Source organism: Streptomyces sp. NPDC048521 (assembly GCF_043199855.1).
In the GTDB taxonomy this organism is placed as follows: Bacteria; Actinomycetota; Actinomycetes; order Streptomycetales; family Streptomycetaceae; genus Streptomyces.
The window spans coordinates 597057-624011 of record NZ_JBICWR010000003.1 but is presented as its reverse complement, the minus strand read 5'-3'; the positions used below and the strand labels follow the sequence as shown (position 1 = coordinate 624011).

Here is a 26955-nt window from a genome sequence, read left to right as displayed (position 1 = left end):
GGGTCGGTCCGTTCGTCGGGGGAGGGGACTGGTCGGCCGTCGGTCAGGCGTGCTGGGTCGCCGGGGGCAACTGGGCCCTCAGGGACGCGGTGTCCGGGTGGTCGGCGAGCGCCGCGTCCAGCGCCGCGTCAAGGGCGGCTTCGGGGCCGTCGTCCGGTGTGGTCTCCGAGCCCCAGCCGGGCAGCCGCACGGCGGCCGGGCGGGACCAGGAGAACTCCCAGTGCAGCAGTGAACGGGAGCTGAACTCGGCCAGCACCATCGTCCGCAGCGACCTGCGCAGCACCGGCCGTACGAACTCGCGGAAGGCCCTGCCCTTCGCGGCCGCCGCCTCCTCCGACAGGGGCAACCGCTCCGCCAGCCGCCACAGCCGGCCGTCGTCGATGACGTCCAGCAGCGCGGACAGCGTCGGCGGCTGCCCGGTGTAGGCGGCCAGCGCGCGGTGCAGCGGGGTGTGCGCGGCGGACAGGTGCGTGGCCATCGAGGCGTCCAGCAGCTCCTCCCACCCGGTGGCGCGGGGGAAGGCCCGTACCTCGTCGGCCAGGACGGCGTCCTCCAGCGCGTCCAGCGTCCGCTCGGGGGCGGTGAGCAGGGACAGCGCCGAGCCCTTGGCCTCATCGGTGCGCCCGTCGGCGGGCAGCGCCTCGATCCGGCGCACGCGCTCGGCCATCGGCGGGTGCGAGTCGTACGGCGAGGCCGGCTCCTCCGGCAACTCAGCACGGAGCTTCACCAGCTCCGGTTCACGGGCCGTCAGCAGTCGGCCGAAGCCGCCGAAGAACTGGCCGCGCGGCGGCAGCAACCGGGCGGACAGGCCCAGGGTGGCGTAGGAGTCGAGGTAGAAGTCGTGGGAGGTGGCCAGTACCGGGATCTCGCGCAGTGCGGAGGCGGTCGCGTCCCGTCCGGCGATCCGGGCGGCGGTCAGGTCGGCGGCGTACTCCTGGCCGCGCGCCGTGGAGAGCGAGGCGCGCAGATACAGCTTGCCGTACGCGGTGTAGATCGCCGCCATCATCCGGTACGTAGCTCCGACTCCGGACGTGTCGACCTCCTTCGCCTTCTTGCCCTTGGCGACCCGCTTGGCCGCGGCCTGCTCCTGGCGGGCCCGGTCGGCGGTCACCTTGTCGTTCGCCTTGGCGTGGAACTGCCCGATGACCCGGCCGATCTGTACGCGCCCGCGTACGACGAGCGCGGACAACCGGGTGTCGCCACCGGTGAAGTGCCCGTACTCGTGGGCGAGTACGGCTCTCAGCTGGGCCTCCGTCAGGCCGGTCAGCAGGGGGACGCCGAGGTAGAGGCGGCGCGGGCCGGGAAGCAGGCCGAGCAGCCGCGGCTCCTCGCTGACGGCCGCGTTGACCTCGCCGGTGAGCAGGATCCGGTCGGGGGCGCGGGTGCCGGCCGCCGCCGCCAGTTCCCGGACCAGGGCCCAGAGCCGGGGCTCGTCGGCCTCGGTGACGGTCACTCCGGGGCCGTCCTCGTCCTTCGGCGTGCGGAGCATGAACATTCCGCGCACGACCGGGACGGCCAGCAGCACCGAGACGAACGTGACCTTCGCTGCGATCGGGCCGTGCCCCGAGGAGAACATGGCGACGTCGAGACCGATCAGCGCCGCGAGCAGGACGAGGCTCAGCAGATAGAAGCCGAGCAGCAGCACGAGAGCACGCAGCGCGCGCAGAGTTGCGCCCATCGGGCAGATCCCCCCACAGGACCTCGGGAACAGCACATGAAACGGGACAAGAGGTAGGACAGGACGGAGCACGGGGCCGGTGGCCGGCCGGTGCGTGTGGTGCGGCGTGGGGGGGATGCCGGAGTATGCCCTACCGCAGGTCAGAAGGGCAATGTGGAGGCTGCAGGGGGTCGCTGCGGACCGTTGAGGGGCGGGTGGGGGACCGTTGAGGGGTGGGGGTGCGTGCGGGTGGTGGGGGTGCGTGCGGTGGGGGCTGTGTTCGGGTGGTGCGGCTGCCTGCGGATGGTGTGGTGCGTGCCGGTGGTGCGGTTGCGTGCTGGCCGGTGGGGGCGGACCGTCAAGCCCTCGGGCAGGCGGGGGCATCTGGGCCTGCTGCTAGGCCTGCGTGGCCCGCTGGGGCGGTCGGCTGGGCGGCCGGTCAGCCGGGCAGGCTTGCCGGGCTGCCGCCGTTGGCCTCGTAGCCGGCCACGGCAAGCGCGCGGTAGACGGCGAACTGGGCGGCCGGGTCGGCGGAGAGCGTCCAGGGCAGCGCGCCCACGTGACCGTCGACGTGTATCAGCTGGTCCATGGCCTCCGCCCAGCGCTCGGCACGGACCAGGAAGAAGATCAGCAGGTGGCGGACGTGCGCGACCGTCGGGTCGTCGGGCCGGGCCGCGTGCACCGCGTGCAGGGCGCCGTGCATCGCCTTGGTGACCACCGCGCTGCGGTAGAAGCCCGAGACCAGGTTCACCTCAGGAAGATGCTCGAAGACCGCGAAAAGCGGCAGCGCGGCGAGCAGCGAGCCCTGCGGGGCGCGGGCCGCCGCGGCCTCGGCGAAGGAGTACGCCTGCTCGCGCGAGCCGTGCCACTTCTCGCACCAGTAGTGCAGCGCGGCCAGGTGCGCGCCCATGTGGTGCGGGGCGCGGTCGAGGACCTTCAGCCACAACTGCTCGAACTCGGCCTGTGGATAGGCGAGTCCACGGGCGATGGAGAGCTCGATGATGTACGGCACCGGGTCGCCGGGGGCCAGCAGGGCCGCCTGTGCGCAGGTTTCCCGGGCCTCCTCCATGATGATCCGGAAGTCGTCCGTGCCCGGCGTCGACGTACGCCAGGCCTGCTGCACCAGGAACTCCGCGTGCACGGCGGCGCCACCCGCGTCCTTGGGCTGCTCGGCCCGCCACACCCGGAGCCACTGGCCGCCCGGCGTCTCGTGCACCCCGCCGGGTCGCTGCTGCAGCTCGAGCGCGGCGGCGCCCGCGAAGGCCTGCACCCTCTGCCAGCGGTGCTCGTCCCCCGCCTCGGTGCCGGCCAGCAACTGGGCGGCGGCCCGGTAGTCGTGGGTGCGCTGCACCAGCTCCAGGACGTCCATCAGGTCCTGGTCGGGGCCGGGCATGCGCACGTCGAGCTCCTCCTCGCGCACGAAGCCGTAGTCCGCCGGGTCGGCGGCGTCCGGGTGTCCCGGGGGCACCTGCCCGACCGGCCCGCGCCTGCGCCGCATCACCGCGAGCAGGACGAAGCTCATCAGGACCAGGGCCGTCAGCAGCCAGAGAATCGCCATGACCCAAGCGAACCAGACGCCGCCGACAATTGGCCAACCCCGCCACTGACCTGTGGACAACTCCGGGCCGGGTCATGACAGGCATGGGGCCGGTGGTCGGAGGCCGTCGCCCGTGCCCGGCGTCCGGGGCGACGGCCCCGCCCCGGGTGGCCGCCAGTGGGCGATCAGCCGGCGGCTGAGCGAGGTGGGGTGCGGTCGGCTGTCGGGAGCTGGATGCGGCTGTGGGGAGCGGGTGCCGGCCGACCGCAGGAAGCGGGGCGGGGTGCCGTCGGCTGTGCTGAGGGAGGTGCGGCCGGTGGGGTCCAGTGCTGTCGGCTGTGCTGAGGGAGGTGCGGCCGGTGGGGTCCAGTGCTGTCGGCTGTGCTGAGGGAGGTGCGGCCGGTGGGGTCCAGTGCCGTCGGCCGCGCTGCAGGAGGGGGCCGGCTCGGTCCCGCGCCGTCGTCGTACGCCTAGGGAAAACCCTTCGGCCGGTGCTGTCCCAGCCCGGCGGGCGTCAGCATCCGGCCGAGCGCACTACGCTCGGTGGACATGAGCGACAGGCACATCAGTCAGCACTTCGAGACCCTCGCGATCCACGCGGGCAACACCGCGGATCCCCTCACCGGCGCGGTCGTCCCGCCGATCTACCAGGTCTCGACCTACAAGCAGGACGGCGTGGGCGGGCTGCGGGGTGGCTACGAGTACAGCCGCAGTGCCAACCCGACCCGGACCGCCCTGGAGGAGAACCTCGCCGCGCTGGAGGGCGGCCGCCGCGGCCTCGCCTTCGCATCCGGCCTGGCGGCCGAGGACACCCTGCTGCGCACGCTGCTCACGCCCGGCGACCACGTGGTGATCCCGAACGACGCCTACGGCGGCACCTTCCGCCTCTTCGCCAAGGTCGCCACCCGCTGGGGCGTGGAGTGGTCGGTCGCCGACACCAGCGACCCGGCCGCCGTCCGGTCCGCGATCACCCCGAAGACCAAGATCGTCTGGGTGGAGACCCCGTCCAACCCGCTGCTCGGCATCACCGACATCGCCGCCGTCGCTCAGGTCGCCCACGCCGCGGGCGCGAAGCTCGTCGTCGACAACACCTTCGCCACGCCCTACCTCCAGCAGCCGCTGTCGCTCGGGGCGGACGTCGTCGTGCACTCCCTGACCAAGTACATGGGCGGCCACTCGGACGTGGTCGGCGGTGCGCTGGTCACCTCCGACCAGGCGCTGGGCGAGGAACTGGCCTACCACCAGAACGCGATGGGCGCGGTCGCCGGACCCTTCGACTCCTGGCTCGTCCTGCGCGGCACCAAGACCCTCGCGGTGCGCATGGACCGGCACAGCGAGAACGCCACGAAGATCGCCGACATGCTGACCCGGCACGCGCGCGTGACGAGCGTGCTGTACCCGGGCCTGCCCGAGCACCCCGGCCACGAGGTCGCCGCCAAGCAGATGAAGGCGTTCGGCGGCATGGTGTCCTTCCGGGTCGAGGGCGGCGAGGAGGCCGCCGTCGAACTGTGCAACCGCGCCAAGGTCTTCACCCTCGGCGAGTCGCTCGGCGGTGTCGAGTCCCTCATCGAGCACCCCGGCCGGATGACGCACGCCTCCGCGGCCGGTTCCGCCCTCGAGGTCCCCGCCGACCTGGTGCGCCTGTCCGTGGGCATCGAGAACGTCGACGACCTGCTCGAGGACCTGCAGCAGGCCCTCGGCTAGCAGACGGCCCGCGTCACCAGCCGGTGATCGGTGGAGTCGTCTGCGAGGGCGGCTCCACCCACGGGTGCGCGTGCGCCGCCCATACGGCGAACGTGACGGCGGCGGCGCACGCCAGCAGCCACAGCACACGGTGGGCCAGCCGCCTGCGCCGCAGCAGGCGCTCGCCGCGGCGCACCGCCTCCGTGTGCAGGTCCGGCGGCACCGGCGCGGGAACCCGCTCCATGATCCGCCGCACGGCGGCCTCCCGCTCGGCCCGGTTCACCGCGGCCCATCCCGCCGGTCCGCCTCCTGCACGGGCTGCCGGACTCCCTGATGCCACGGACCGCCGACGGCGTCCTGCCGCCCCATGACGACCCGCCGCCCCGAGTCGACCGGCTGCCTCATGACGACACCGCCTTCGCGCTCACCGCGCGCGGGGCGGGCGGACGTGCCGGATGCAGCAGGTCGGCCGTCGCGCGGTCGCAGATGGTCCGCACGCGTTCCGTGGGCAGGCCGAGCAGGGCGGCCGTCTGTTCCTCGGCGACACCCTCGTAGAGCCGCAGTACGAGGATCAGCCGCTCCTGCGGCGTGAGGGCGGCGAGCGGGTTGCGCGGGTCCGGCCGCCGGGCGCGGCCGAAGACGCCGTACCGGTGCCAGGTCGTGCGCGCGAAGCGCGTGGCGAGGTACTGGCGCGCGCAGTCGTACGGGTCCTCGCCGAGCAGCCGGTCCCAGCGGGCGTAGGTGTGCGCGAGCGTCAGGGTCAGCAGGCGCCGCGCGCGCGGGTTGGCGTCCGGCGCCTCCGCGGTGAGCAGTGTGGCCGTGTGGAGCAGGCGCCCTGCCGCCCCTGCGACGAACGCCTCGAACTCGCGGGCCCGGCGGGCACCGCGGGACACCTGCCGATCACGCACCCGCGCCTCCCCCCTGAAGGGGGCCCTGTCTGGTACGGGACAGGCGAACCGCGTACGACGCAGGACCCGGTCTCATATGAGGCCGGCGGCGGCCCGGGGTCAAGAGTCCGGAACCCATCGGTACCGGCGGCGGTGGGCGGCCTCAGGAGGTCGGCGGCTGCTCCGCCGGCGGGACTCCCTGCACCGTCATCCGCGCGGACAGCGCGCGGTTGAAGCGGGTCAGGAGCGTGCAGAACTCCTCGCGCTCCTCCGGCGCCCAGTCGTGCGTCAGCTCGGCCATGAGCTGCCGTCTGGACGAGCGCACCTCCTCCAGCCGGGCGGCCCCGCGCGGGGACAGCTGGAGCACCACCGCACGTCCGTCCTCCGGGTGCGAGGTGCGCTTGACGAGCCCGGTGTCGACCAGCGGGGCCACCTGCCGGGTGACCGTGGAGGAGTCGATGCCCATGCTCGCGGCGAGCGCCTTGACGCCCATCGGCCCTTCCCTGTCCAGGCGGTTGAGCAGCAGATACGCGGCGCGGTCCATGGAGTTGCGCACCTGTCCGACGCCGCCGAGCCGGGTCTGTTCGGCACGGCGGGCGAACACCGCCACCTCGTGCTGGAGGGTGTCGAGGAGACCGGTGTCACCGACGGTCGTCATGTCCATCGACATTTCAGGTGTTGTGGGCATGGCCGGAGGCTCGCTTCATGAAGGCTGCTGGGTTGGGGGACAGGGTACGCGGCCCGGCGCCGGGCCGTACCGGCGCTGCGCAAACCGGTCTCGGAGCTTGGTCACACCCGTCGTGCCCGACTGTGAACTGCGATGCTGGAGTCATGAGCTACGGCACGGCTGACCCCTTGCGTTGCGTCACCCTCGACGATGTGCGCGGAGCGCAGAAGATGCTCTCGGGCGTTGCACGGGCGACGGCGATGGAGGGCAGCCGGCATCTGTCCCAGATGGTCGGCGCGCCGGTGCACCTCAAGTGCGAGAACCTCCAGCGGACCGGCTCGTTCAAGCTGCGCGGCGCCTATGTGCGCATCGCCGGGCTGCTGCCCGAGCAGCGGGCGGCCGGTGTGGTGGCGGCGAGCGCCGGGAACCACGCGCAGGGCGTGGCACTGGCCTCCTCGCTGCTGGGCGTGCACTCCACGGTGTTCATGCCGAAGGGCGCCCCGCTGCCGAAGATCAGCGCGACCGGCGACTACGGCGCCGAGGTGCGTCTGCACGGCCACGTCGTCGACGAGACGCTGGCGGCCGCCGAGGAGTACGCGGCCGAGACGGGTGCGGTCTTCATCCACCCTTTCGACCACCCCGACATCATCGCCGGGCAGGGCACGGTCGGCCTGGAGATCCTGGAGCAGTGCCCGGAGGTGCGCACGATCGTCGTCGGCATCGGCGGCGGCGGGCTCGCGGCCGGCATCGCGGTGGCGGTGAAGGCGCTCCGGCCGGACGTCAGGATCGTCGGCGTCCAGGCGGAGGGGGCCGCCTGCTACCCGCCCTCGCTCGCCGCCGGCCGTCCGGTGTCGCTGGAGAACCCGGCGACGATGGCCGACGGCATCAAGGTGGGGCGGCCGGGCGTGGTGCCGTTCGGGATCATCGGCGAGATGGTCGACGAGGTGCGCACGGTCAGCGAGGACCAGCTGTCGGCCGCGCTGCTGCTGTGCCTGGAGCGGGCCAAGCTGGTCGTGGAGCCGGCCGGGGCGAGCCCGGTCGCGGCGCTGCTGTCGGCGCCGGACGCCTTCGAGGGCCCGGTCGTCGCGGTGCTCTCCGGCGGCAACGTCGACCCGGTCCTGATGCAGCGCGTGCTGCGGCACGGCATGGCCGCGCAGGGCCGCTACCTGGCCGTTCGGCTGCGGCTGACGGACCGTCCGGGTGCCCTCGCCACGCTCCTCGGGGTGTTGTCGGCGGTGGACGCCAACGTCCTCGACGTGAGCCACGTACGAACCGACCCCCGGCTCGGTCTCGCGGAGGCGGAGGTGGAGCTGCACCTCGAGACGAAGGGCCCGGCGCACTGCGTCGAGGTCGGTCAGGCCCTGCGGGACGCCGGTCACACGGTCATCGACTGAGGCCGGGCCGGGTCCGGCGCACGGGGCGTCACCCGTTCGAGTCATGTGGGCCGAACCCTCTTGAGAGACGCGATACATCGCGTTACGGTATCTCGTGTGGCCGCCGGATCGCCTGCTCGCACGGAAAAAGGCAGGCGGAATCGGGCGTGCAAACCTAGCCTTTCCCGGAGAATCCCCGACGACGTGAGACATACATGCCTGGCGCCATCTATGCCGAAGGCCTGGTGAAGACCTTCGGTGACGTAAAGGCACTGGACGGCGTCGACCTCGACGTGCCCGAGGGCACGGTCCTCGGTCTGCTCGGGCCGAACGGCGCCGGCAAGACGACCACCGTCCGCTGCCTGACGACACTGCTGCGCCCCGACAGCGGCAAGGCCGTCGTCGCGGGCGTGGACGTGCTGAAGCATCCCGACACCGTGCGCCGCTCGATAGGCCTGTCCGGCCAGTTCGCTGCGGTCGACGAATACCTGACCGGCCGGGAGAACCTGCAGATGGTCGGGCAGCTCTACCAGATGAGAGCGAAGGCGGCCAAGGCCCGCGCGGCGGAGCTGCTGGAGCAGTTCCACCTCGCCGACGCCGCCGACCGCCCCGCCAAGACCTACTCCGGCGGTATGCGCCGCCGCCTCGACCTCGCCGCGGCCCTCGTGGTCTCGCCGCCGGTGATGTTCATGGACGAGCCGACGACCGGTCTCGACCCGCGCAACCGCCAGCAGCTGTGGGAGGTCATCAAGCAGCTCGTCTCCGGCGGTACGACGCTGCTGCTGACCACGCAGTACCTGGAGGAGGCCGACCACCTCGCGCACGACATCGCGGTGGTCGACCAAGGCCGGGTCATCGCCAAGGGCACCTCCGACCAGCTCAAGGCTCGCACCGGCGGCGAGCGCGTCGAGGTCGTGGTGCACGAGCGGGACCACATCGCGAGCGCCGCGGAGGTACTGCGCGGCTTCGGCAAGGGCGACACCACGGTCGAGGAGCACACCCGCAAACTCACGGTCCCCGTCACCGGTGGCGCCAAGCTGCTCGCCGAGGTCATCCGGGAGCTGGACACCCGTGGGATCGAGATAGACGACATCGGCCTGCGCCGCCCCACCCTCGACGATGTCTTCCTGTCCCTGACGGGGCACGTGGCCGAGGTCAAGGACGCGGAGAACCGTGAGCAGGGCCGCAAGGACAGCCGCAAGGAGGCCGTGAAGTGAGTGCCGTCACCGAAGCCGTGCGGGTGGCACCGCCGGGCAATCCCGTCGGCCGGTCCGTCCGCGACTCGATGGTCGTCGCGAAACGGAACCTGATCCGCATGTCCAGGATCCCGGAGATGATCATCTACGGGCTGATCCAGCCGATCATGTTCGTGGTGCTGTTCACGTACGTCTTCGGCGGTTCCATGCAGATCGGCGGCAGCACCAGCGCCATCGACTACAAGAACTTCCTCATGGCGGGCATCTTCGCGCAGACCGTCACGTTCGCGACCGCCAGCTCCGGTGCAGGCATCGCCGACGACATGCACAAGGGGCTCATCGACCGCTTCCGCTCGCTGCCGATGGCGCGTGGCGCGGTGCTGACCGGGCGCACGCTCGCCGACCTCGTGCAGACGGCGGTGACCCTGGTCGTGCTCGCCGTGGTCGCGCTGCTGGTCGGCTGGCGCGTCGGGTCCGACGGCGAAACGAACGCCGGCAAGGTTCTCGCCGCCTTCGGCCTGCTGCTCCTGCTCGGCTACGCGTTCACCTGGATCGGCGCCCTGATCGGCATGTCGGTCCGCACCCCCGAGGCGGCCACGTCCAGCGGGCTGATCTGGCTGTTCCCGGTCACGTTCATCTCCAACGCCTTCGTGGACCCCAGTCACATGACCCCGTGGCTGCGTCACATCGCGGAGTGGAACCCCTTCAGCGCCACCGCGCAGGCCTGCCGCGTGCTCTTCGCCAACCCGGGCCAGTCCACCTCCCAGGCCTGGCCCATGCAGCATCCGGTCTGGGCCTCGCTGGTCTACTCCGTCCTGATCATCGCGATATTCCGCACCCTCGCGGTCCGCAAGTACCGCTCGGCCACCGCGTGACGGCATGACGGAGCCCCCGGCGTCATGCGGACGCCGGGGGCTCGATGTCTGGGGAACCGGATCAGCCGGAGTACGGCTCGGCCTTCAGGATCTTCACCGAGGCCTTCTTGCCGTTCGGCAGCTCGTACTCCGCGTCCTCGCCGACCTTGTGGCCGATGACGCCCGAGCCGAGCGGGGACTGCGGGGAGTACGTCTCGATGTCGGCGCTCGCATACTCGCGGGAAGCGAGCAGGAACGTCAGGGTGTCGTCCTCGTCACCGTCGAAGGCGATCGTGACGACCATGCCGGGCGCGACCGCGCCGTCCGCGGACGCCGGGGCCTCGCCGACCTTGGCGTTCTCGAGGAGCTGGGTCAGCTGGCGCACTCGGAGCTCCTGCTTGCCCTGCTCCTCCTTGGCCGCGTGGTACCCGCCGTTCTCGCGCAGGTCGCCCTCCTCGCGCGCGGCCGCGATCTTGGCGGCGATCTCCGTGCGCGCAGGACCAGTAAGGTACTCAAGCTCGTCCTTGAGCTTGTTGTACGCCTCCTGGGTCAGCCAGGTGACGTTCTCGCTGGTCTGGGTCACAGGGTGCTCCTCGTCGGTACTGGGAATACAAAGCATCGCCCTACCCAGAAGAATGTTCCCTCATGGATGGGCGAAACCACGAGCCTAACAATTCAATGGCGTAAGAGGGAGGACATAAGCCATCAGAATCACATCAACGCAGGTCAGCGCCTACGCATTCCGGGTGAAGACGGGGAGTGTCCGGCGGGGTGCGCGCCAAGACGTCAGTCCGCGTGGCAGCCGAGCAGCTCGGCCGTCGTCCCCTTGGCCGTCGTACGGAGCGTGACGACCTTGTCGATGCGCGTGGCCGACCCGGTGAAGCGGAAGTCCGCCCGGCCCACCTCGGCGCCGTCCTCCGCCTGGGACCGCAGGGTGCAGTAGCCCTCGGCGCCGGAGTCCTTGTGGACCTCCAGATGCACCTTGACCGCGTCGTCCGAGGTCTGGAAAGTGATCACCTGGGCGCTGATCTCGTTCTGCGCCACGTAGTGGTAGGCGAAGTAACCGACGAGGGCCAGCAGGACCGCGCCCAGCACCGCGCCGGCGACCTTGAGCTTGCGGTCGGCGCGCTCGTCCGAGGAGCGGCCGTAGCGACCCTCGGGCAGCCGCGTGCTCGCCGTGCTCATGATCGTCCTCTCCGCGGAATTATTCGCCCCCCGATTCCGTCACTATAGAAGCCGCCGATCGCGCCGAAGACACGGGGCGCCGACTGACCGAGGATTGAGTCTTGACTGACCAGCTGCGACTGATGGCCGTTCACGCGCACCCCGACGACGAGTCGAGCAAGGGCGCGGCCACCATGGCGAAGTACGTGTCCGAGGGGGTGGACGTGCTGGTGGTGACCTGCACCGGCGGAGAGCGCGGTTCCATCCTCAATCCCAAGCTCCAGGGCGACGAGTACATCGAGGAGCACATCCACGAGGTACGCAAGAAGGAGATGGACGAGGCCCGGGAGATCCTGGGCGTCAAGCAGGAGTGGCTCGGCTTCGTCGACTCCGGCCTGCCCGAGGGCGACCCGCTGCCGCCGCTGCCCGAGGGCTGCTTCGCCCTCGAGGACGTCGACAAGGCGGCCGGTGAACTGGTGAAGAAGATCCGCTCCTTCCGTCCGCAGGTGATCACCACCTACGACGAGAACGGCGGCTACCCGCACCCCGACCACATCATGACCCACAAGATCTCCATGGTGGCGTTCGAGGGCGCGGCGGACACCGAGAAGTACCCCGAGAGCGAGTACGGGGCCGCCTACCAGCCGCTGAAGCTCTACTACAACCAGGGCTTCAACCGCCCCCGCACCGAGGCCCTGCACCAGGCGATGCTCGACCGCGGCCTGGAGTCGCCGTACGGGGAGTGGCTCAAGCGCTGGAAGGAGTTCGAGCGCAAGGAGCGGACCCTGACCACGCACGTCCCGTGCGCGGACTTCTTCGAGATCCGTGACAAGGCGCTGATCGCCCACGCCACGCAGATCGACCCCGACGGCGGCTGGTTCAAGGTCCCGATGGAGCTCCAGAAGGAGGTCTGGCCGACGGAGGAGTACGAGCTGGCGAAGTCCCTCGTCGACACCTCCCTCCCCGAGGACGACCTCTTCGCGGGCATCCGGGACAATGCCTGACATGAGCGCAAGCGTGAGCGTGGCAGTGACGCACCTCGTCCCCCTCGCCAAGGAGGTCGACGAGAACAAGGTCACCCCCGGCGTCCTCGGTTTCATCGTGTTCGCGGTGATGGCCCTGGCGGTGTGGGGCCTGATGAAGTCGATGAGCAAGCACATGCAGAAGGTCGACTTCAAGGAGACGGACGCCTCTGACGAGGAGACCGGGAAGGGCGGCAAGGCCGGCGCCGTCGGCGGGGCGAAGCCGCAGCGGGGCTGAGGCGCCACGAGCGGCCGGTCCGGCACCGCCGGGCCGGCACGTCGCGGTCAGTCGCCGTTGCGGCGGTTCGCCATGAACGCCGTCCGCGGGCTTGCGGAACGGCGTCCGCACGACTGCCCGGCGGCGTCTGCACGGCTGCCTGGCGGCGTCCGCACGGCCCGGTGGTGTCTGCGGGACTGGCCCGGCGGCGTCCACACCGAGCAGATGCACGGCGGCGTCCGCACGGCTGCCTGGCGGTGTCTGCGGGACTGGCCCGGCGGGCGTCCACGGACTCGCCCGGCGGCGCTGTGCCACTCGCGCCCACCGGTAGGTCGCGGCGTGCGCGGCGAACACGCCGCCGGCCGAGACGAAGCCAACCAGCAGGCCGGCGGCGGCCGGACCCGCCAGTTGTGCAGCCGACTCGCGCTGAGCCAATCCCTGCTACTCCCGCTCCCTGCGGCGGGAGTAGCCGTTGCGCCGCCCCTTCGCTCACTGTGTCGCCGGTACCACCACGCCCATCACCTCGCGGGCGTGGCGGCCGGGAGTCATGCGCAGGCGCCACGCCTGCCAGCCCGCCTCCAGCTGGACGCCCCGCTCCAGCAGCAGGGCGTACGCCGGGGCACAGTCGGCCAGTTTCTCGTCGCGCAGCGGATGCGTGGCGCGGGACAGCTCGGCCAGTTCCTCCTGGGCGACCGCCGTGCCCACCTCCACCCCGCCCGGCGCCGCGAACGGCAGCAGGGTGCAGCGCAGGAAACGGGCCCAGTCCTCGCCGCGCCGGTCGCCGTAGGACGTGAACAGCGCGAGCGCCTCGTCGCACAGGGCCAGCGCCTGCTGCGTACGGGCGTTGCCCGCGTCGACCACCGCCAGTTCCAGACAGGTCCACGCCTCGCCGTGGGCGACGCCGATGCGCTGGAAGTCGGCGCGGGCGTCGACGAGCAGCTGGCGGGCGAAGCCGGAGTTGCGCAGCGAGCCGGTCTGCGCGGCCCGCTGGTCCCGGGTGACCCGGGCCGAGTGGTGACGGGCGCAGGCCAGGCCGTAGACGTCCCGCATCCGGGAGAACATCGTGCGGGACCGCTCCAGGTCGCGCACCGCCTGATCCAGGTCTCCGGTCTCCTCCAGCGCCTGCCCCAGGTAGTACAGCGTCCATGCCTCGCCGCGCGCGTCCTCGTTCTCCCGGTGCCGGGCGGCGGCCTGCCTGAGGGCCTCCACGGCGGCTGAGGCGTCACCGTCCACGAGGCGGGCCCGGGCCAGCTGGGTCAGCGCCCAGGCCTCCCCGCGGGCGTCGTGCGTACGGCCGTACCGCTCCAGGGCGGCCCGCAGCTCCGTCTCGGCGCGCGGCACATCACCCATGCGCAGGGCCAGCTGACCGAGCTGGAAGTGGGCCCATGCCTCGCCGTGCACCGAGCCGCCCTCGTGGTGCAGGACCAGGGAGCGGGTGAGCAGGTCCAGGGCCTCCGGCAGCAGGGCCCGGTCGCGCTGGACGGCCGCCAGAGCGTGCATCGTCCAGGCCCGGTCCGTCGCCAGCTCCGGCGCCGCCTGCAGCTCCAGCGCCTCCTGGAGCTTGGCAGCCGCCTCGGTGAGGTTGCCCTGGTGGTGGAGCGTGATCCCCAGGGAGGTCAGGGCGCGGGCGGCACCCGCGTCGTGGTGGGCCTCCCGGTACAGGTCCACGACCGAGGCCAGCGTGGTGCGCGCCTTGTCCAGCTCGCCCAGCTGCCGGGCCGCGATACCGGTGCGCCACTGCACCGAGCGCACCAGCAGCCCCTCGTCCACGGCCTGCGCCAGCTCCCTGATCTCGCCGAGCCGGTACAGGTCGCCGCGCAGCAGGCAGTAGTCGCACAGCGCGCCGAGCAGGTTCAGCACGGCCGCCTGGTTCACGCCCTCGGCGTGGCGCAGGGCCGCCGTGATGAAGCTGGACTCGTCGTCCAGCCAGCGCAGCGCCTCGTCCAGGGAGGTGAAGCCGTGCGAGCCGAACTTGTGCGAGCGGGTCGACATGTTGCCGTCCACCAGGCGCAGCACCGAGTCGGCCAGCTCGGCGTAGTTCGTGATCAGCCGTTCCTGCGCCGCCGCGCGCTCAGCCGGGTCCTCCTCGTCCGCCAGCCGGGCCTGGGCGAAGGCGCGCACCAGGTCGTGCAGCCGGTACCGGTTGCCGCGCACGTGGTCGATCAGTCCGGCCCGGGCGAGCGCCACCAGGTGCCGGGTGGCCTCGGACTCGTCCGTGGCGAGCAGGGCGGCGGCCGCCGCCGCGCCGAGCGAGGCACGGCCCGCGAGGGCGAGCCTTCTGAGCAGTCGGCGGGCGGGCTCCGGCTGATCGGTGTAGCGCAGCCACAGCGCGCGCTCCACCGGTTCCACCGGGCCGTACGCGCCCAGGTCCGTGGCCAGCTGCCGTGGCGAACGGGGTCCGAGCGCGGAGCCCGCGATCCGCAGCGCCAGCGGCAGACCCCCGCACAGCGCGCGGACCCGGTCGGCGGATTCGGCGTCGTAAGGGCCTGACGCGTCCTCGGCGGCCGCGCCCAGCAGCTCCTCGGCGCCGGCCGCGTCCAGCGGCTCCACCGGCAGGTGGTGCACCCAGGCCGGGAGGTCAGCCGGCAGGTCCAGGGCCGCACGGGCGGTGACCAGGACCAGGCTGTCGGAACGCTCCGGCACCAGTGCCCGCACCTGCTCCGGGTCCGAGGCGTCGTCCAGCACGATCGTCACCGGCAGGCCCGTCAGATGCTGGTGATACAGCTCGCCGAGCCGCTTGACCTGCTGGTCGGGGGAGGAGCGCTCCCGGAACAGCAACTGCTCGCGGGGCGCGCCCAGCCGGTTGAGCAGGTGCAGCAGGGCGTCCCGGGTGGTCAGCGGAGCCTCCTCCCGGCTGCCGCCGCGCAGATCCACGACCACCGCGCCCCGGAAGTGGTCCCGCAGATCGTGCGCCGCGCGGACCGCGAGCGTCGTGCGGCCCGAGCCGGGTTCGCCGTGCAGGACGACCACCGTCGGCCGGGTCTCGGTGGCCGCCCGGGCCGCCTGCGCCCACTGCCTGATCCGCCCCAGCTCCTGCCGCCGCCCGGCGAACTGACCGTCGGGCTGGGGCAGGTGACCGAACGACTGCTCCAGCACCGTGCGCCTGCGGGCGGCCGCGCTCTTGTCCGCACCGCGCAGTGCCGGGCCGCCCGTCTTCTTCGGGCCGGTCGAGGCGCTGAGCATGCGCTGCTGGTCGAGGAACGGGCGAATGCCCCGCACCTCCAGAGCGGTCAGCCATTGCAGCCGCAGCTGCTCCGGCCCGCCGGGCTGGCCGGCCCGGCCCGCGTGGTGATGAGCGGCCGGCAGATGCGACCCGGCCACCTTCACCACGGTGGCCGCGGCGCCCACCGCGCCCGCGACGGCACCGGCGCCGACGGCCGTGCCGGTACCGGTCCCCAGGGACAGGTCGGCCACGGCGGCGGCGAGCGCGGCGACGGCCGCCGTCAGCAAGGCGGTTCCGGCGCCTGCGCGGGCGTAGCGCTGGCCGAAGGTCAGCCGGCCGGCCTCGGCCTCGTCCAGCGCGCGTGTGTAGGCCTCGTACTCCTCGCCGGCCGAATGTGCCATCGCGTCCAGTGCGCCGCGCGCCCGCGACAGCAGCAGCTGTCCGTCGATCCGGCCGCCCGAGCGCCGTACCTCCTCCTCGACGGCCCGTGCCACCAGCCGCTCGGCCTCCGCCCGATGGTCGTCCCGCATGTCCCGTCCCCCTCCGGCGGCAACTCCATTGCCTACGAGTGTCCTTCGGGCAGGCCGCGAGCGCGAGGGGCGGTGATCGGGAGGTGGTGAACAGGGTGGGCCAAGGGGGGCGACAACTCCTGCGCGTGGGTGGGTCTTTCGGTGCGTGCGCAGGGCAGGAGGCCAGTCGGTCGGGCGAGTTGACCGGACAGTGCCAGGGCCACGCACGCCACCGCCAGCGCTCCCTCCGCCACCGCGCACAGCAGGGCCTGGACCAGGGCGCTGCCCGCCTGGGCGGTCGTTATGTCGAACCAGGCGTCCAGTACGGCGACCGACGCCGTCGCGGAGGCCGTGAGGCGGGCCCGGGGGTCGTCGCGCATGCCCAGCAGGGCCGTGGTGGCGCAGCCCGCCGCCGTGAGGGCGTCCAGACCGAGCCAGGCCAGCCGCCAGTTGTCCACCCGGGTGCTGTCCGGCAGCGTGACCGCCAGGACCACCATCCACGGCACCAGCAGGACCGCAGCCGCCCCCAGCGCGCGCAGGGTCCATGTCCTCATCGTCGCCCCCTCTCCCTCGCTCCGTTCCTCCACCGTAGACCGCAGAGAAAATTCTGCAAAGAAATCTCGGCGATCGTCAGGGATGTCTCAGGGGTTCTCAGGGTTACCGTGGCGGCATGACCGACGGCCTGCCCGAGATGACCAGCCTTGAGCGCACCGCTCTCTACAAGTCCCTGGGCAACCCCCTGCGCCGCCGGATCCTCGACTACCTCGGCCGGCACGGCGAGGCGAACTCCACCGTCCTCGCCCGCGAACTCGGCGAAAGCTCCGGCACCACCAGCTACCACCTGCGCAGACTCGCCGAGCAGCGGCTCATCGAGGAGGTCCCGGAGAAGTCCGGCGGCCGCGAGCGCTGGTGGCGGGCGCTGCCGTTCCGGCACACCACGCCCGACCCCGCCACGATGACCCCCGAGGAGTACGCGGCCGCGGCCCAGCTCGCCCACCTCAAGATCGAGTTCGACACCGCCCTGTACCGCCGCGCCCACCTGGAGTACCGCGGCCCCGAGGGCTGGGCCCAGGTCCAGCGCCACGGCACCTGGATGACCAGGGAGGAACTGCTCGCCTTCATGCGGGACTACCACGCACTGCTGGAGCGCTACGGCCACCCGCGCGAGGAGGCGCCGCAGGAGGCGCGCCCGGTGCTGATGCGTTTCTACGCCGTGCCGGAGCCCGTGGGAGAGTGGAACGGTGAACCGACTGGCCCATGAGACGTCCCCGTATCTGCTCCAGCACGCCGACAACCCCGTCGACTGGTGGCCCTGGTCGGCCGAGGCCTTCGAAGAGGCCCGCAGGACCCACAAACCCGTGCTGCTGAGCGTCGGGTACAGCAGCTGCCACTGGTGTCACGTCATGGCCCACGAGTCCTTCGAGGACCAGGCCACCGCCGACTACCTCAACGAGCACTTCGTCAGCGTCAAGGTCGACCGCGAGGAGCGCCCCGACGTCGACGCCGTCTACATGGAGGCCGTACAGGCGGCGACCGGGCACGGCGGCTGGCCGATGACCGTGTTCCTCACCCCGGACGCCGAGCCGTTCTACTTCGGCACCTACTTCCCGCCCGCGCCCCGGCACGGCATGCCCTCCTTCCGCCAGGTGCTGGAGGGCGTCCAGCAGGCCTGGAGCACGCGGCACGACGAGGTCAGCGAGGTCGCCGGGAAGATCGTGCGCGATCTCGCCCAGCGGGAGATCAGCCACCAGGGAGGCCGGCCGCCCGGTGAGCAGGAACTCGCCCAGGCCCTGCTCGGGCTCACCCGCGAGTACGACCCGCAGCGTGGCGGATTCGGCGGCGCGCCGAAGTTCCCGCCGTCCATGGTCCTGGAGTTCCTGCTGCGCCACCACGCCCGCACCGGCGCCGAGGGCGCCCTGCAGATGGCCCAGGACACCTGCGAGCGCATGGCCCGGGGCGGCATCTACGACCAGCTCGGCGGCGGCTTCGCCCGCTACTCCGTCGACCGGGACTGGACCGTGCCCCATTTCGAGAAGATGCTCTACGACAACGCGCTGCTGTGCCGCGTCTACGCGCACCTGTGGCGGGCCACCGGTTCGGATCTCGCGCGGCGGGTCGCGCTGGAGACGGCCGACTTCCTGGTGCGTGAACTGCGCACGGAAGAGGGCGGGTTCGCCTCGGCGCTCGACGCCGACAGCGACGACGGCTCGGGCAGGCACGTCGAGGGCGCGTACTACGTGTGGAGGCCCGAGCAGCTCGTCGGCGTCCTCGGCGAGGACGACGGCCGGCTCGCCGCCCAGTACTTCGGGGTGACCGACGAGGGCACCTTCGAGCACGGGCAGTCCGTCCTCCAACTGCCGCAGACCGAAGGCGTGTTCGATGCCGAGAAGGTCGCGTCCGTCAAGAGCCGGCTGCTGCGCGAGCGGACCGGGCGTCCCGCGCCCGGCCGGGACGACAAGGTCGTCGCCGCGTGGAACGGCCTCGCGATCGCCGCGCTCGCCGAGACCGGCGCCTACTTCGACCGGCCCGACCTGATCGAGGCCGCCCTCGGTGCCGCCGACCTCCTCGTCCGCGTGCACCTGGACGAACACGCCCGTCTCGGCCGGACCAGCAAGGACGGCCGCGCCGGGGCCAACGCGGGCGTCCTGGAGGACTACGCCGACGTCGCCGAAGGCTTCCTCGCGCTCGCCGCCGTGACCGGGGAGGGCGTCTGGCTGGACTTCGCCGGACTGCTCCTCGACCATGTGCTGGCCCGGTTCACCGACCCGGAGACCGGCGCCCTGTACGACACCGCCTCCGACGCCGAACGGCTCATCCGCCGGCCTCAGGACCCCACCGACAACGCGACGCCCTCCGGCTGGACCGCCGCGGCCGGTGCCCTGCTGAGCTACGCCGCGCACACCGGCTCCGAGCCGCACCGGACCGCCGCCGAGCGGGCGGTGGGCGTCGTCAGGACGCTCGGGCCGCGCGTGCCGCGGTTCATCGGCTGGGGGCTGGCCGTCGCGGAGGCGCTGCTCGACGGGCCGCGGGAGGTGGCGGTCGTCGGGCCGGCCCTGGACGACGAGAGGGCCGCCGACCTGCACCGCACGGCACTCCTGGGTACGGCCCCGGGTGCCGTCGTCGCCTACGGCACTCCGGGCAGCGACGAGTTCCCGCTCCTCGCCGACCGCACCCTCACCGGCGGCGCACCGACCGCATACGTGTGCCGCGGCTTCGTCTGCGACCTGCCGCTGACCGACCCAGCAGCCCTGAAGACGAAGCTGACCGGCCCCTGAAGCCGCCGCCCACTCCCTGCCCGCCCCCACGCCTGACCGCTGCGGAGTGGCGGGTCAGGGTGGTGGTTGAGCGAGGGGCCCCCAGCCGCCCGCTGGGGTGTCAGCCGAGTGGGTCCGGGATCGGGTCCGGGGCCGGGGTGGGGGTGGGGTGCACGGTGGTGGGGGCCGGGTGGGCGCGCAGGCGTCGGTAGAGCCAGCGGTCGACGACGAGGAAGCGGGCCGTGAAGACGATCGCCATGCTGAGGGCGGTCGCGGGGAGCGCCGTCATCCCGGCGCCCGCGATGAGCAGCGCGGCGAGCGGGATCCGGGCCACGAGGTCGGCGTTGCCGACCGCCGCGAAGGTGAGGAGCCGTACCCCGCGCCGGTGATGGCGCCGCTGGTTGCGGTAGACGAAGGAGTCGATCAGGGCGAAGTTCCACAGCAGCCCCGCCTGGTTGGCGATGATCTCGGCCGGGGCGTAGGGCAGGCCGGGAGCCGCGTCGGTCAGCAGCCACAGCAGGGCGAGGTTGGGGACGAAGCCGGACAGGCCGATCAGCCCGAAGACGACGGCGCGGGCGCGCGGGTCCGCGGTGCGCAGGGTGATCAGATGGCGCAGGAAGCGCAGGCCCTCCTTCGCGGTGGACTTGGACGCGCCCGCGTGCCGCTCGCCGAACGCGTACGGCACCTCGGCGATGCCGCGCGGGCGGCACCGTACCGCCAGCTCCAGCAGGATCTTGTAGCCGAGCGGTTGCAGGCCCTCGTCCTCGGCGGCGGCCCGGTCCACCGCCGTGCGGCGGATGGCGAAGAAGCCGCTCATCGGGTCGGTGAGTCCGCTCAGCGCACGCGGGAAGAGGGATTTCGTCAGCAGCGTCGAGGAGCTGGAGACCAGCTTGCGGTAGCCGCCGGCCAGGCCGCCGCGGTCGCCGCCGGTGGCGTAGCGGCTGGCCACCACCAGTTCCGCGCGGGTCGACTCGCCCCGCGCGATCAGCTCGAAGATCAGCTCCGGCGGATGCTGGAGGTCGGCGTCGATGACGACGATCCAGGGGGCCGTGGCGCGGGCGATGCCCTCCACCACCGCACCGCCCAGGCCGCCGGCCGGCTCGGGCCGGTGGTGCAGCACCACCGGGAAGGGGCAGTGCGCCGCCTCCTCCTCGATCACCGCGCAGGTGTGGTCGGTGGAGTCGTCGGCGAAGACGACCTCGGCCCGGACGCCGTCGGGGACGGCGGCGGCGATGCGGGTGAGCAACGCGTGGATGTTGTCGGCTTCGTCGAAGGTGGGGACGACGATCGACACATGGGCGGGCAACGCCGTCACCGGGCCTCCTGGGGCTGCGGTTGCTGGACGGGGAGGTGGGCGCCGACGTGGGAGGTCAGCTCCCAGTCGTGGCGCCCGGTGTACTCGCGCCACACGGCACGCAGCGCGGCGGCCGCGAGGATCACCGCGTACACCGGCCCGCCGGCGATGAGTTTGACGTAGTGCATGAACCCGATGCGGAAGCCGTACTCGCGGCCGAAGTCGTGCAGCGCCACGGCCTCGAAGACCACCATGGCGGCCATCGGGATCATGGGCAGCCAGGCGAACAGGGAGAAGGGCAGCGGTACGCCGCCGATCACCGCGGCGAGCAGGCCGAGCGGGATCATCACGCCGGTCGCGGCCTGCACGAACGGGGTGCTCAGCGTGTAGCGGGCGAGCAGCCGCTGGCCGACGCCGGGCAGCCGGCGCCACTCGCCCTTGCGCAGGACCTGGAGGAACCCCTGGTTCCAGCGGGTGCGCTGCTTGTAGAGGCCCTTGAGGGAGTCGGGTGTCTCCTCGCGGGTGACGAGCGCGGAGTGGTAGGCGACGACGACCTTGGCGCCGCCGCTGGACAGCCGTACGCCCAGGTCGCAGTCCTCGGCGAGGCAGTTGCCGTCCCAGCCGCCGGTCTGCCGCAGCAGCTCGGAACGGACGAAGACGGTGTTGCCGCCGAGCGGGATGAAGCCCTTGCGCGCGTGCAGGTGCAGCCGGCTGCGGAACCAGAAGAAGTACTCCAGGCAGTTGCGCAGGCTGTACCAGCTGCTCTGGTAGTTGATCAGCTGCACGCCGCCCTGGACGACGTCGGCGTTCTCGCGCCGGAAGGCGAAGTCGACGTGGCTGAGCAGCTCGGGGTGGACGACGTCCTCGGCGTCGAAGACCCCGATCACCTGGCCGCGGGCGTGCGGCAGGGCGGTGTTGAGGGCGCGCGGCTTGTTCTTCACCTTGTGGGTGTCGACCACCGTGCGGACCTTCTCCGGGTGCTCCTCGGCCAGTTGGTGGGCGATGGCGGCGGTGCCCGGGTCGTCGTGGCCGACGATCACCAGGATCTCGTAGGACGGATGGTCGATGCGGAGCATCTGCTCCACCGTGTGCCGCAGGACGGCCTCCTCGTGCCGGGCCGGGACCAGCAGCGAGAAGGACAGCCCGGGCTTGCCGTCGGGCTCGGCGAACGCCGTGGACTGCAGCGTCTCCGGGGTGCGCCAGGCATGGAGCATCCACCACAGCGTGACGCCGGCGGCGACCATGAGGACGATCGAATCGATGAACAGGACAGCGGAGACCACGAATTCCCCCCTCGGTTCCCTGGTCTTCCTGGTGCTCGCGTATCGGGAAGCGATCGTTCCGGCCCATCTCCCCCCGGGCCGCTTCGGACGGTACTTCCCCCGGGCTTCCCGGGGATTTCCCCACGTGATCGAAAAACGATCGCAGCGAGCTTTCCAGCGAAGCTAGCAGGTTTTCCATTTCCCCGGCAATGTCGCCTCCGCGCACGAGCGGAATCTTATGTTCCGTACATGTGCGGGGTCGACCTGTGCCATGATGCTGCGGCCTGCCCGATTTCCAGGGGGTTCGAGGGGGAGGTCCCTGGGGTGAGTCGGGCCACAAGTGGGGGTGGGGGATTCCGCATGGGGACTGCCGTTGTTCTCCGGCCGGCGACAGAGAATTCACAAGGGGAACGCTCTGCGGTACGCCGCACAATGTTTCGGCCGGATTATTTTTGGGTTGCTCCGGTAATCGCCGTCGCTCTGACGGTACGCGCCTGGGGAATCGGTAAATACCCGTTTCCCAACGACGACGAGGGCACCTATCTCGCCCAGGCCTGGGCCGTACGGCACGGGCAACTCGCGCACTACACCTACTGGTACGACCACCCGCCGCTCGGCTGGATACAGCTCGCCACCGTCTCCTGGCTGCCGAACCGTCTCCTGCCCGATCTGCCCACGTTCGTTCAGGGCCGCATCGCGATGCTCCCGATCGCCGGCCTGACCTGCGTCCTGGTCTATGTCGTCGGCCGCCGCCTCGGCCTGGCCCGGCCCACCGCGGCCGGCGCGGTCCTGCTCTACGCGCTCTCGCCGCTCGCGGTGGTCCTGCACCGGCAGATCTACCTGGACAACTTCGCCGTCCTGTGGGCGCTGACCGCGTTCGCCTTCGCGCTCTCGCCGCGCCGCCACCTGTGGCACCACGTCGCGGCCGGCATGTCCTTCGCGCTGGCGGTGCTGTCCAAGGAGACCATCGGCGTGCTGCTGCCGGTGCTGCTCGTGGCGATGTGGCAGGGCAGCCACTCCAGCACCCGCAAGTTCTCCCTCGCCGGCTTCGGCTCCGGGTTCGTGCTGACCGGCCTGTTCTATCCGCTCTACGCCCTGCTCAAGGGCGAGCTGGTGCCCGGCGCCGGCCATGTCTCGCTGCTGGGCACGCTCAAGTTCCAGCTCGGCGGGCGCGAGGGCAGCGGCTCCGCCTTCCAGGCCGGCACCGACGCCCACCAGCTGTTCGCGGACTGGCTCACCCGCGACCCTTATCTGCTGGTCGGTGGTGCCGCGGCCGCGGTGTGCGCGCTGCCGGTGCGCCGGCTGCGGCCCGTCGCCCTCGCCGTGCTGATGCTGGCCCTGGTCGCCCTCAGGCCGGGCGGATACCTGCCGCAGATGTACATCGCGCAGGTGCTGCCCTTCCTCGCGCTCACCGTGGCCGGACTGGTCCAGGCCCTCGTCGAGAGGCTGCCCGGCAGGCCGCGGCTGCGGTCCACCGCCGCCCTCGCCGCGGTCCTCGCCGCCGCGGTGATCGCCGGCCCCACCTGGTACCGCCAGGACCGCCTGGCCGCGACCGCCGACGACAACCGCGTCTACCACGACGCCGCGCGCTGGCTGCGGGAGACCGACACCGGTAACCGCGACAAGGTCCGCATGGTCACCGACGGCGTGCTGTGGCTGGACGCGGTCGACGCCGGATACCGGGCCGGCACCGGCGTCATCTGGCACTACAAGCTGGACCAGGACCCCGCGGTCACCAAGACGCTGCCGCACGGCTGGAAGGACATCGACTACGTGGTGTCCACGCCCGCCCTGCGTGGTGAACGCCAGCATCTGCCCACGCTGCGCGACCTGTTCGCGCACGGCACGCCGGTCGCCACCTTCGGGGAGGGCGGCGGCCGGATCGACATCCTCCGGATCGACCGCGCAGGCTGATCCGGGGCCGCCACAGAACAAGGGGGGGGACCCGCCATGCCGTACACCGTCATGCCGTACCGCTCGCGAAGACCATCCAGGGCACGGCCGACCCGCACCCGTCTGCTGCTGACCGCCCTGCTGCTCTTCGCCGCCGCGCTCGGCCTCGGCCCGCTCGGCACCCAGAGCGCCAGCGCCGCGAGCAACCTGGTGAAGAACCCGGGCCTGGAGATCCTCGACGCAGCGTCGCAGTTCCCGCAGTGCTTCGAGAAGTCGGGCTGGGGCGACAACGACTTCTCCTTCACCGTCACCGACGACGCCCACAGCGGCGGCCGCGCCGTCCGTATCCAGCTGACCCGGCGCGGCGACGGCGACCGCAAGACGATGATGCTGGAGAACTCCTGCGCCCCGCAGGTCACTCCGGACCACCAGTACGACCTGTCGTTCTGGTACAAGTCGACCACCCCGAACGTGGCGTTCACCCTGTTCCGGCACGACACCGCCCAGGGCTGGGTCTACTGGACCGACCTCAAGACCCTGCCTCAGGCGGCCGGCTGGACCCGCACCGAGGTGCGCACCCCGGTCATCCCGCCGAACACGGACCGGGTCACCTGGGGCGGCGCCCTGTACGGCGTCGGCACCCTCACCACCGACGACTACGCGATGACCGACGCCACCGTCCCGGCCGGCCCCGATCCCTGTACGACGGGCGGCACGGGACCGGAGTGCCGGGGCAAGTGGACCGTGCAGTCCGTCAACTCCCCGGTGCGGGCCATCCATTCGGTGCTGCTGCACACCGGCAAGGTGCTGCTGATCGCCGGCTCCGGCAACGACCGGGACGCGTTCGCCGCCGGCACCTTCAAGACGAGCCTGTTCGACCCGGCGACCGGCGGCTATACCAACATCCCGACCCCGGAGGACTTCTTCTGCGCCGGGCACGTCCAGCTCCCCGACGGCCGGGTGCTGGTGGTCGGCGGCAACAAGGACTACGCGTCCCCGGACGGCAGCGTCGGCTACAAGGGCCTGAGGACCAGCTACATCTTCGACCCGGCTCAGAACAAGTACGTCCGCGTCAACGACATGCTCGCCGGGCACTGGTACCCGTCGGCGACCACGATGGGCAACGGTGACGTCATCGCGCTCGGCGGCCTCGGCGAGGACTCCTCCGGCACGGTCGTCAACGAGCACTTCTCCTACGCCCAGAACAAGTGGCTGCCGATGGGCGAGGCCAAGCAGGCCTGGTCCTTCTGGGGCCTGTACCCGTCGATGATCCTGCTCCAGGACGGCCGCCTCTTCTACACCGGCAGCCACGTCTTCGGAGGCGGCCTGCCCGGCACCGGCGCATCCGTCTACGACTACAACGCCGGGACCATCAGCGAGGTGCCCGGACTGCGCAAGAAGGACGAACGCGACCAGTCCATGTCGGTGCTGCTCCCGCCCGCCCAGGACCAGAAGGTCCTCACCATGGGCGGCGGCAACCACACCGTCGCGCCCGACGCCCTCCGGTTCACCGACCTCATCGACATGAAGGCCGACTCGCCGCAGTACGTGGCCGGACCCGACCTGCCGCAGGGCCACTACTCCGACGGCACCCCGCAGACCGGCGCCCAGGGCAAGGTCTACCTCTCCGCGGTGATCCTGCCTGACGGCAAGGTCCTGGAGACCGGCGGCGCCCTGCACACCTACCGCGAGGATCCGGTCTTCGAGGCCTCGCTGTACGACCCGGCTACCCATACCTTCCAGGCGGGCCTGGCCACCGATCCGGTCCCGCGCACCTACCACTCCTCCTCCACGCTGCTGCCGGACGGCCGGGTGCTGAGCGTCGGCGACAACCCCGGTGACGGCTCCTTCGACCAACGCGTGTCGATCTACCAGCCGCCGTACCTGTTCAAGGGCGCCCGGCCGCAGATCACCTCGCTCGCGAGCACCCGCTGGACGTACGGCACCACGCAGCGCATCACGGTCGACAAGCCGGTGGTGAAGGCCTCCCTGATCCGCCCGGCCGCCGTCACCCACTCCTCCGACCCCAACCAGCGCTACGTCGACCTGCCGATGACCGTCGACGGCAACACCATCGACCTCAGCCTCACCAGCAACCCGAACCTGGCACCGCCCGGCTGGTACATGCTGTCGGTGGTCGACGCCACGGGGGTGCCGTCGGTGTCCAAGTGGGTGCGCATCGGCTCGGAGGGCCAGGTCGCCGCCGCCCGCGTGCAGTCCTTCGCCGACGAACTGAAGGCGAGCGAGCCGGACACGGGCAGCACGGGCGGCACTGGCAGCACGGGCAGCATGAGCGGCATGGCACACGGGTCGGCGCACCGGCACCCGGGCGTGAAGATGGCCGAGGGCTACGACGGCTGCGACCACGCCTACGGCCGGATCAGCCAGTGCGTGCCGTGGACGTTCCCGAAGATGCCGCAGGCCGAGCGGTGCACCTGGCTGCTCGCCAAGGGCTACGGCCGGCTCGAGGTCCACGGCCGTGACCGGCACCGCCTGGACCGGAACAAGGACGGCATCGCCTGCGGGAAGGGGGATGTGACGAGGCGTTAGCGCCGGCGCCGCCACGCGCCCCTTCGGGGGCGCGTCACCGCCGGCCGCTGAATTCCGTCAGGGCGCGCTCCACGATGGCTTCGAGCTGTTCGTGGTGCGCGCCCTTCCAGTAGGCGCGGCCGCACGCCGTGCACTGGGCGAAGACGTCGTACGAGCGCTGCGTGCCGCCCTTGAGCTGGTCGGCGACCTGTTCCTTGGTGGCCTCCGACAGCAGGCCGTTGCAGGCGGTGCAGCGGGTCCACGGCTGCAGATCGGGGGCGAAGCGGTCGAGGACGTCGTGGAGCTGGTCGTCGGGGCGGGTGCTGTAGACGAAGGCGCCGGCCCACAGCTCGCGGCGGCGCAGCAGGCCCCGGTCGCGGCTGAGCATGACCCGCTTCTCGGCCGCCGAGCGGGCGGCGAGCGCCGGGTCGCCGATGTCCGTCGACTCGTACGCCGTGTCGACGCCGAGCAGGCGCAGACGGCGGGCGAGGGTACCGAGGTGGACGTCGAGGAGGAAGCGCAGGGGAGCGCCGGGGACCCGCTGGGGGCGTTCGACCGGCCGGACCGAGACGCGTTCGCCCGCCCGCGGGATGTGCGAGGGCGGCAGCGCGCGGCCGTCCACGACCAGCGTGCCGACCTCGGTGAGCGGGATGCCGAGGGACTCGACGACATGACCGAGGGTCGAGACGCCGTCCGTGGTGAGTCCGGTGGCGGCCGAGCGCCGGGCGGGCGGCACGAACACGTGCAGCGCGGGGGCGACTTCGACGTGGATCTCGGGTCCGTTCACCCCGTCA

Annotated in this window: 22 protein-coding genes; 10 read left to right on the top strand and 12 right to left on the bottom strand. The window is 71.9% G+C overall.

The window, feature by feature from the left end:
- Positions 1–43: 43 nt before the first annotated feature.
- Together ACGFRF_RS10380 and ACGFRF_RS10375 are read right to left on the bottom strand one after the other, a co-directional pair.
- Entirely contained in the window at positions 44–1678 is a 1635-nt protein-coding gene (locus ACGFRF_RS10380) for a M48 family metalloprotease (protein ID WP_393738179.1), read from the bottom strand.
- A 418-nt stretch (positions 1679–2096) separates the two neighbouring features.
- Positions 2097–3215 carry a hypothetical protein gene (locus tag ACGFRF_RS10375; protein WP_393738178.1) on the bottom strand — a complete coding sequence of 373 codons (1119 nt, stop codon included), beginning with the start codon at positions 3213–3215 and terminating at the stop codon, positions 2097–2099.
- A 528-nt stretch (positions 3216–3743) separates the two neighbouring features.
- Between ACGFRF_RS10375 and ACGFRF_RS10370 the strand changes: the two genes are divergently transcribed.
- Positions 3744–4898, top strand: coding sequence for a cystathionine gamma-synthase (locus ACGFRF_RS10370; RefSeq protein WP_393738177.1), 1155 nt, complete (start codon positions 3744–3746; stop codon positions 4896–4898).
- A 13-nt stretch (positions 4899–4911) separates the two neighbouring features.
- Here the strand turns inward: ACGFRF_RS10370 and ACGFRF_RS10365 are convergent, their stop codons facing one another.
- The 3 genes from ACGFRF_RS10365 to ACGFRF_RS10355 form a co-directional block, all read right to left on the bottom strand.
- Entirely contained in the window at positions 4912–5160 is a 249-nt protein-coding gene (locus ACGFRF_RS10365) for a hypothetical protein (protein ID WP_393738176.1), read from the bottom strand.
- Between the two features lie 118 nt (positions 5161–5278).
- Positions 5279–5785, bottom strand: coding sequence for a sigma factor-like helix-turn-helix DNA-binding protein (locus ACGFRF_RS10360; protein ID WP_393738175.1), 507 nt, complete (start codon positions 5783–5785; stop codon positions 5279–5281).
- Positions 5786–5927: 142 nt separating this feature from the next.
- Positions 5928–6434, bottom strand: coding sequence for a MarR family winged helix-turn-helix transcriptional regulator (locus ACGFRF_RS10355; RefSeq protein WP_393738338.1), 507 nt, complete (start codon positions 6432–6434; stop codon positions 5928–5930).
- 161 nt (positions 6435–6595) lie between these two features.
- On the opposite strand from ACGFRF_RS10355, the gene ilvA reads away from it, so the two are divergent.
- The 3 genes from ilvA to ACGFRF_RS10340 all read left to right on the top strand — a co-directional run bounded on the left by ilvA (position 6596) and on the right by ACGFRF_RS10340 (position 9875).
- The gene (ilvA, locus tag ACGFRF_RS10350; protein WP_393738174.1) at positions 6596–7825 is read left to right on the top strand and encodes a threonine ammonia-lyase; all 1230 of its coding nucleotides are present in this window, start codon (positions 6596–6598) and stop codon (positions 7823–7825) included.
- 194 nt (positions 7826–8019) lie between these two features.
- Positions 8020–9021 (top strand): ATP-binding cassette domain-containing protein, encoded by a 1002-nt coding sequence (locus ACGFRF_RS10345; RefSeq protein WP_393738173.1) that lies wholly within the window; start codon positions 8020–8022, stop codon positions 9019–9021.
- Positions 9018–9875 (top strand): ABC transporter permease, encoded by an 858-nt coding sequence (locus ACGFRF_RS10340; protein ID WP_393738172.1) that lies wholly within the window; start codon positions 9018–9020, stop codon positions 9873–9875. Before ACGFRF_RS10345 ends, ACGFRF_RS10340 begins: the two co-directional genes overlap by 4 nt.
- 61 nt (positions 9876–9936) lie before the next feature.
- Here the strand turns inward: ACGFRF_RS10340 and greA are convergent, their stop codons facing one another.
- Both greA and ACGFRF_RS10330 read right to left on the bottom strand, forming a co-directional pair.
- Positions 9937–10437 carry a transcription elongation factor GreA gene (gene greA, locus ACGFRF_RS10335; protein WP_393738171.1) on the bottom strand — a complete coding sequence of 167 codons (501 nt, stop codon included), beginning with the start codon at positions 10435–10437 and terminating at the stop codon, positions 9937–9939.
- Positions 10438–10640: 203 nt separating this feature from the next.
- Positions 10641–11039, bottom strand: a complete 399-nt coding sequence (locus tag ACGFRF_RS10330; protein ID WP_393738170.1) for a DUF4307 domain-containing protein — start codon at positions 11037–11039, stop codon at positions 10641–10643.
- A gap of 101 nt (positions 11040–11140) precedes the next feature.
- Here ACGFRF_RS10330 and mca point away from each other — a divergent pair, with 101 nt between their 5' ends.
- Positions 11141–12022 carry a mycothiol conjugate amidase Mca gene (gene mca / locus ACGFRF_RS10325; protein WP_393738169.1) on the top strand — a complete coding sequence of 294 codons (882 nt, stop codon included), beginning with the start codon at positions 11141–11143 and terminating at the stop codon, positions 12020–12022.
- Positions 12015–12278 carry a hypothetical protein gene (locus ACGFRF_RS10320; protein ID WP_393738168.1) on the top strand — a complete coding sequence of 88 codons (264 nt, stop codon included), beginning with the start codon at positions 12015–12017 and terminating at the stop codon, positions 12276–12278. Before mca ends, ACGFRF_RS10320 begins: the two co-directional genes overlap by 8 nt.
- A gap of 468 nt (positions 12279–12746) precedes the next feature.
- Here ACGFRF_RS10320 and ACGFRF_RS10315 read toward each other — a convergent pair whose 3' ends face one another.
- Both ACGFRF_RS10315 and ACGFRF_RS10310 read right to left on the bottom strand, forming a co-directional pair.
- Positions 12747–15950, bottom strand: a complete 3204-nt coding sequence (locus tag ACGFRF_RS10315; protein WP_393738167.1) for a tetratricopeptide repeat protein — start codon at positions 15948–15950, stop codon at positions 12747–12749.
- Between the two features lie 32 nt (positions 15951–15982).
- Positions 15983–16483: a hypothetical protein gene (locus ACGFRF_RS10310; RefSeq protein WP_393738166.1), complete on the bottom strand. Its 501-nt coding sequence runs from the start codon at positions 16481–16483 to the stop codon at positions 15983–15985.
- Between the two features lie 116 nt (positions 16484–16599).
- On the opposite strand from ACGFRF_RS10310, the gene ACGFRF_RS10305 reads away from it, so the two are divergent.
- Together ACGFRF_RS10305 and ACGFRF_RS10300 are read left to right on the top strand one after the other, a co-directional pair.
- Positions 16600–17190, top strand: coding sequence for an ArsR/SmtB family transcription factor (locus ACGFRF_RS10305; RefSeq protein ID WP_393738165.1), 591 nt, complete (start codon positions 16600–16602; stop codon positions 17188–17190).
- Positions 17171–19204, top strand: a complete 2034-nt coding sequence (locus ACGFRF_RS10300) for a thioredoxin domain-containing protein (protein ID WP_393738164.1) — start codon at positions 17171–17173, stop codon at positions 19202–19204. Before ACGFRF_RS10305 ends, ACGFRF_RS10300 begins: the two co-directional genes overlap by 20 nt.
- Before the next feature lie 100 nt (positions 19205–19304).
- Here ACGFRF_RS10300 and ACGFRF_RS10295 read toward each other — a convergent pair whose 3' ends face one another.
- Together ACGFRF_RS10295 and ACGFRF_RS10290 are read right to left on the bottom strand one after the other, a co-directional pair.
- Complete coding sequence (locus ACGFRF_RS10295) at positions 19305–20498, bottom strand: glycosyltransferase (RefSeq protein WP_393738163.1); 1194 nt, start codon at positions 20496–20498, stop codon at positions 19305–19307.
- Complete coding sequence (locus tag ACGFRF_RS10290) at positions 20495–21721, bottom strand: glycosyltransferase (RefSeq protein WP_393738336.1); 1227 nt, start codon at positions 21719–21721, stop codon at positions 20495–20497. Before ACGFRF_RS10290 ends, ACGFRF_RS10295 begins: the two co-directional genes overlap by 4 nt.
- Before the next feature lie 450 nt (positions 21722–22171).
- Here ACGFRF_RS10290 and ACGFRF_RS10285 point away from each other — a divergent pair, with 450 nt between their 5' ends.
- Both ACGFRF_RS10285 and ACGFRF_RS10280 read left to right on the top strand, forming a co-directional pair.
- Complete coding sequence (locus ACGFRF_RS10285) at positions 22172–23653, top strand: ArnT family glycosyltransferase (RefSeq protein WP_393738162.1); 1482 nt, start codon at positions 22172–22174, stop codon at positions 23651–23653.
- Between the two features lie 36 nt (positions 23654–23689).
- A complete protein-coding gene (locus ACGFRF_RS10280) occupies positions 23690–26182 on the top strand; it encodes a galactose oxidase-like domain-containing protein (RefSeq protein ID WP_393738161.1) in 2493 nt (830 codons plus the stop codon).
- 34 nt (positions 26183–26216) lie between these two features.
- On the opposite strand, the gene ACGFRF_RS10275 is transcribed toward ACGFRF_RS10280, so the two are convergent.
- On the bottom strand, positions 26217–26948 hold the full coding sequence (locus tag ACGFRF_RS10275; RefSeq protein WP_393738160.1) for a Mut7-C RNAse domain-containing protein: 732 nt from the start codon (positions 26946–26948) through the stop codon (positions 26217–26219).
- Positions 26949–26955: the final 7 nt, after the last annotated feature.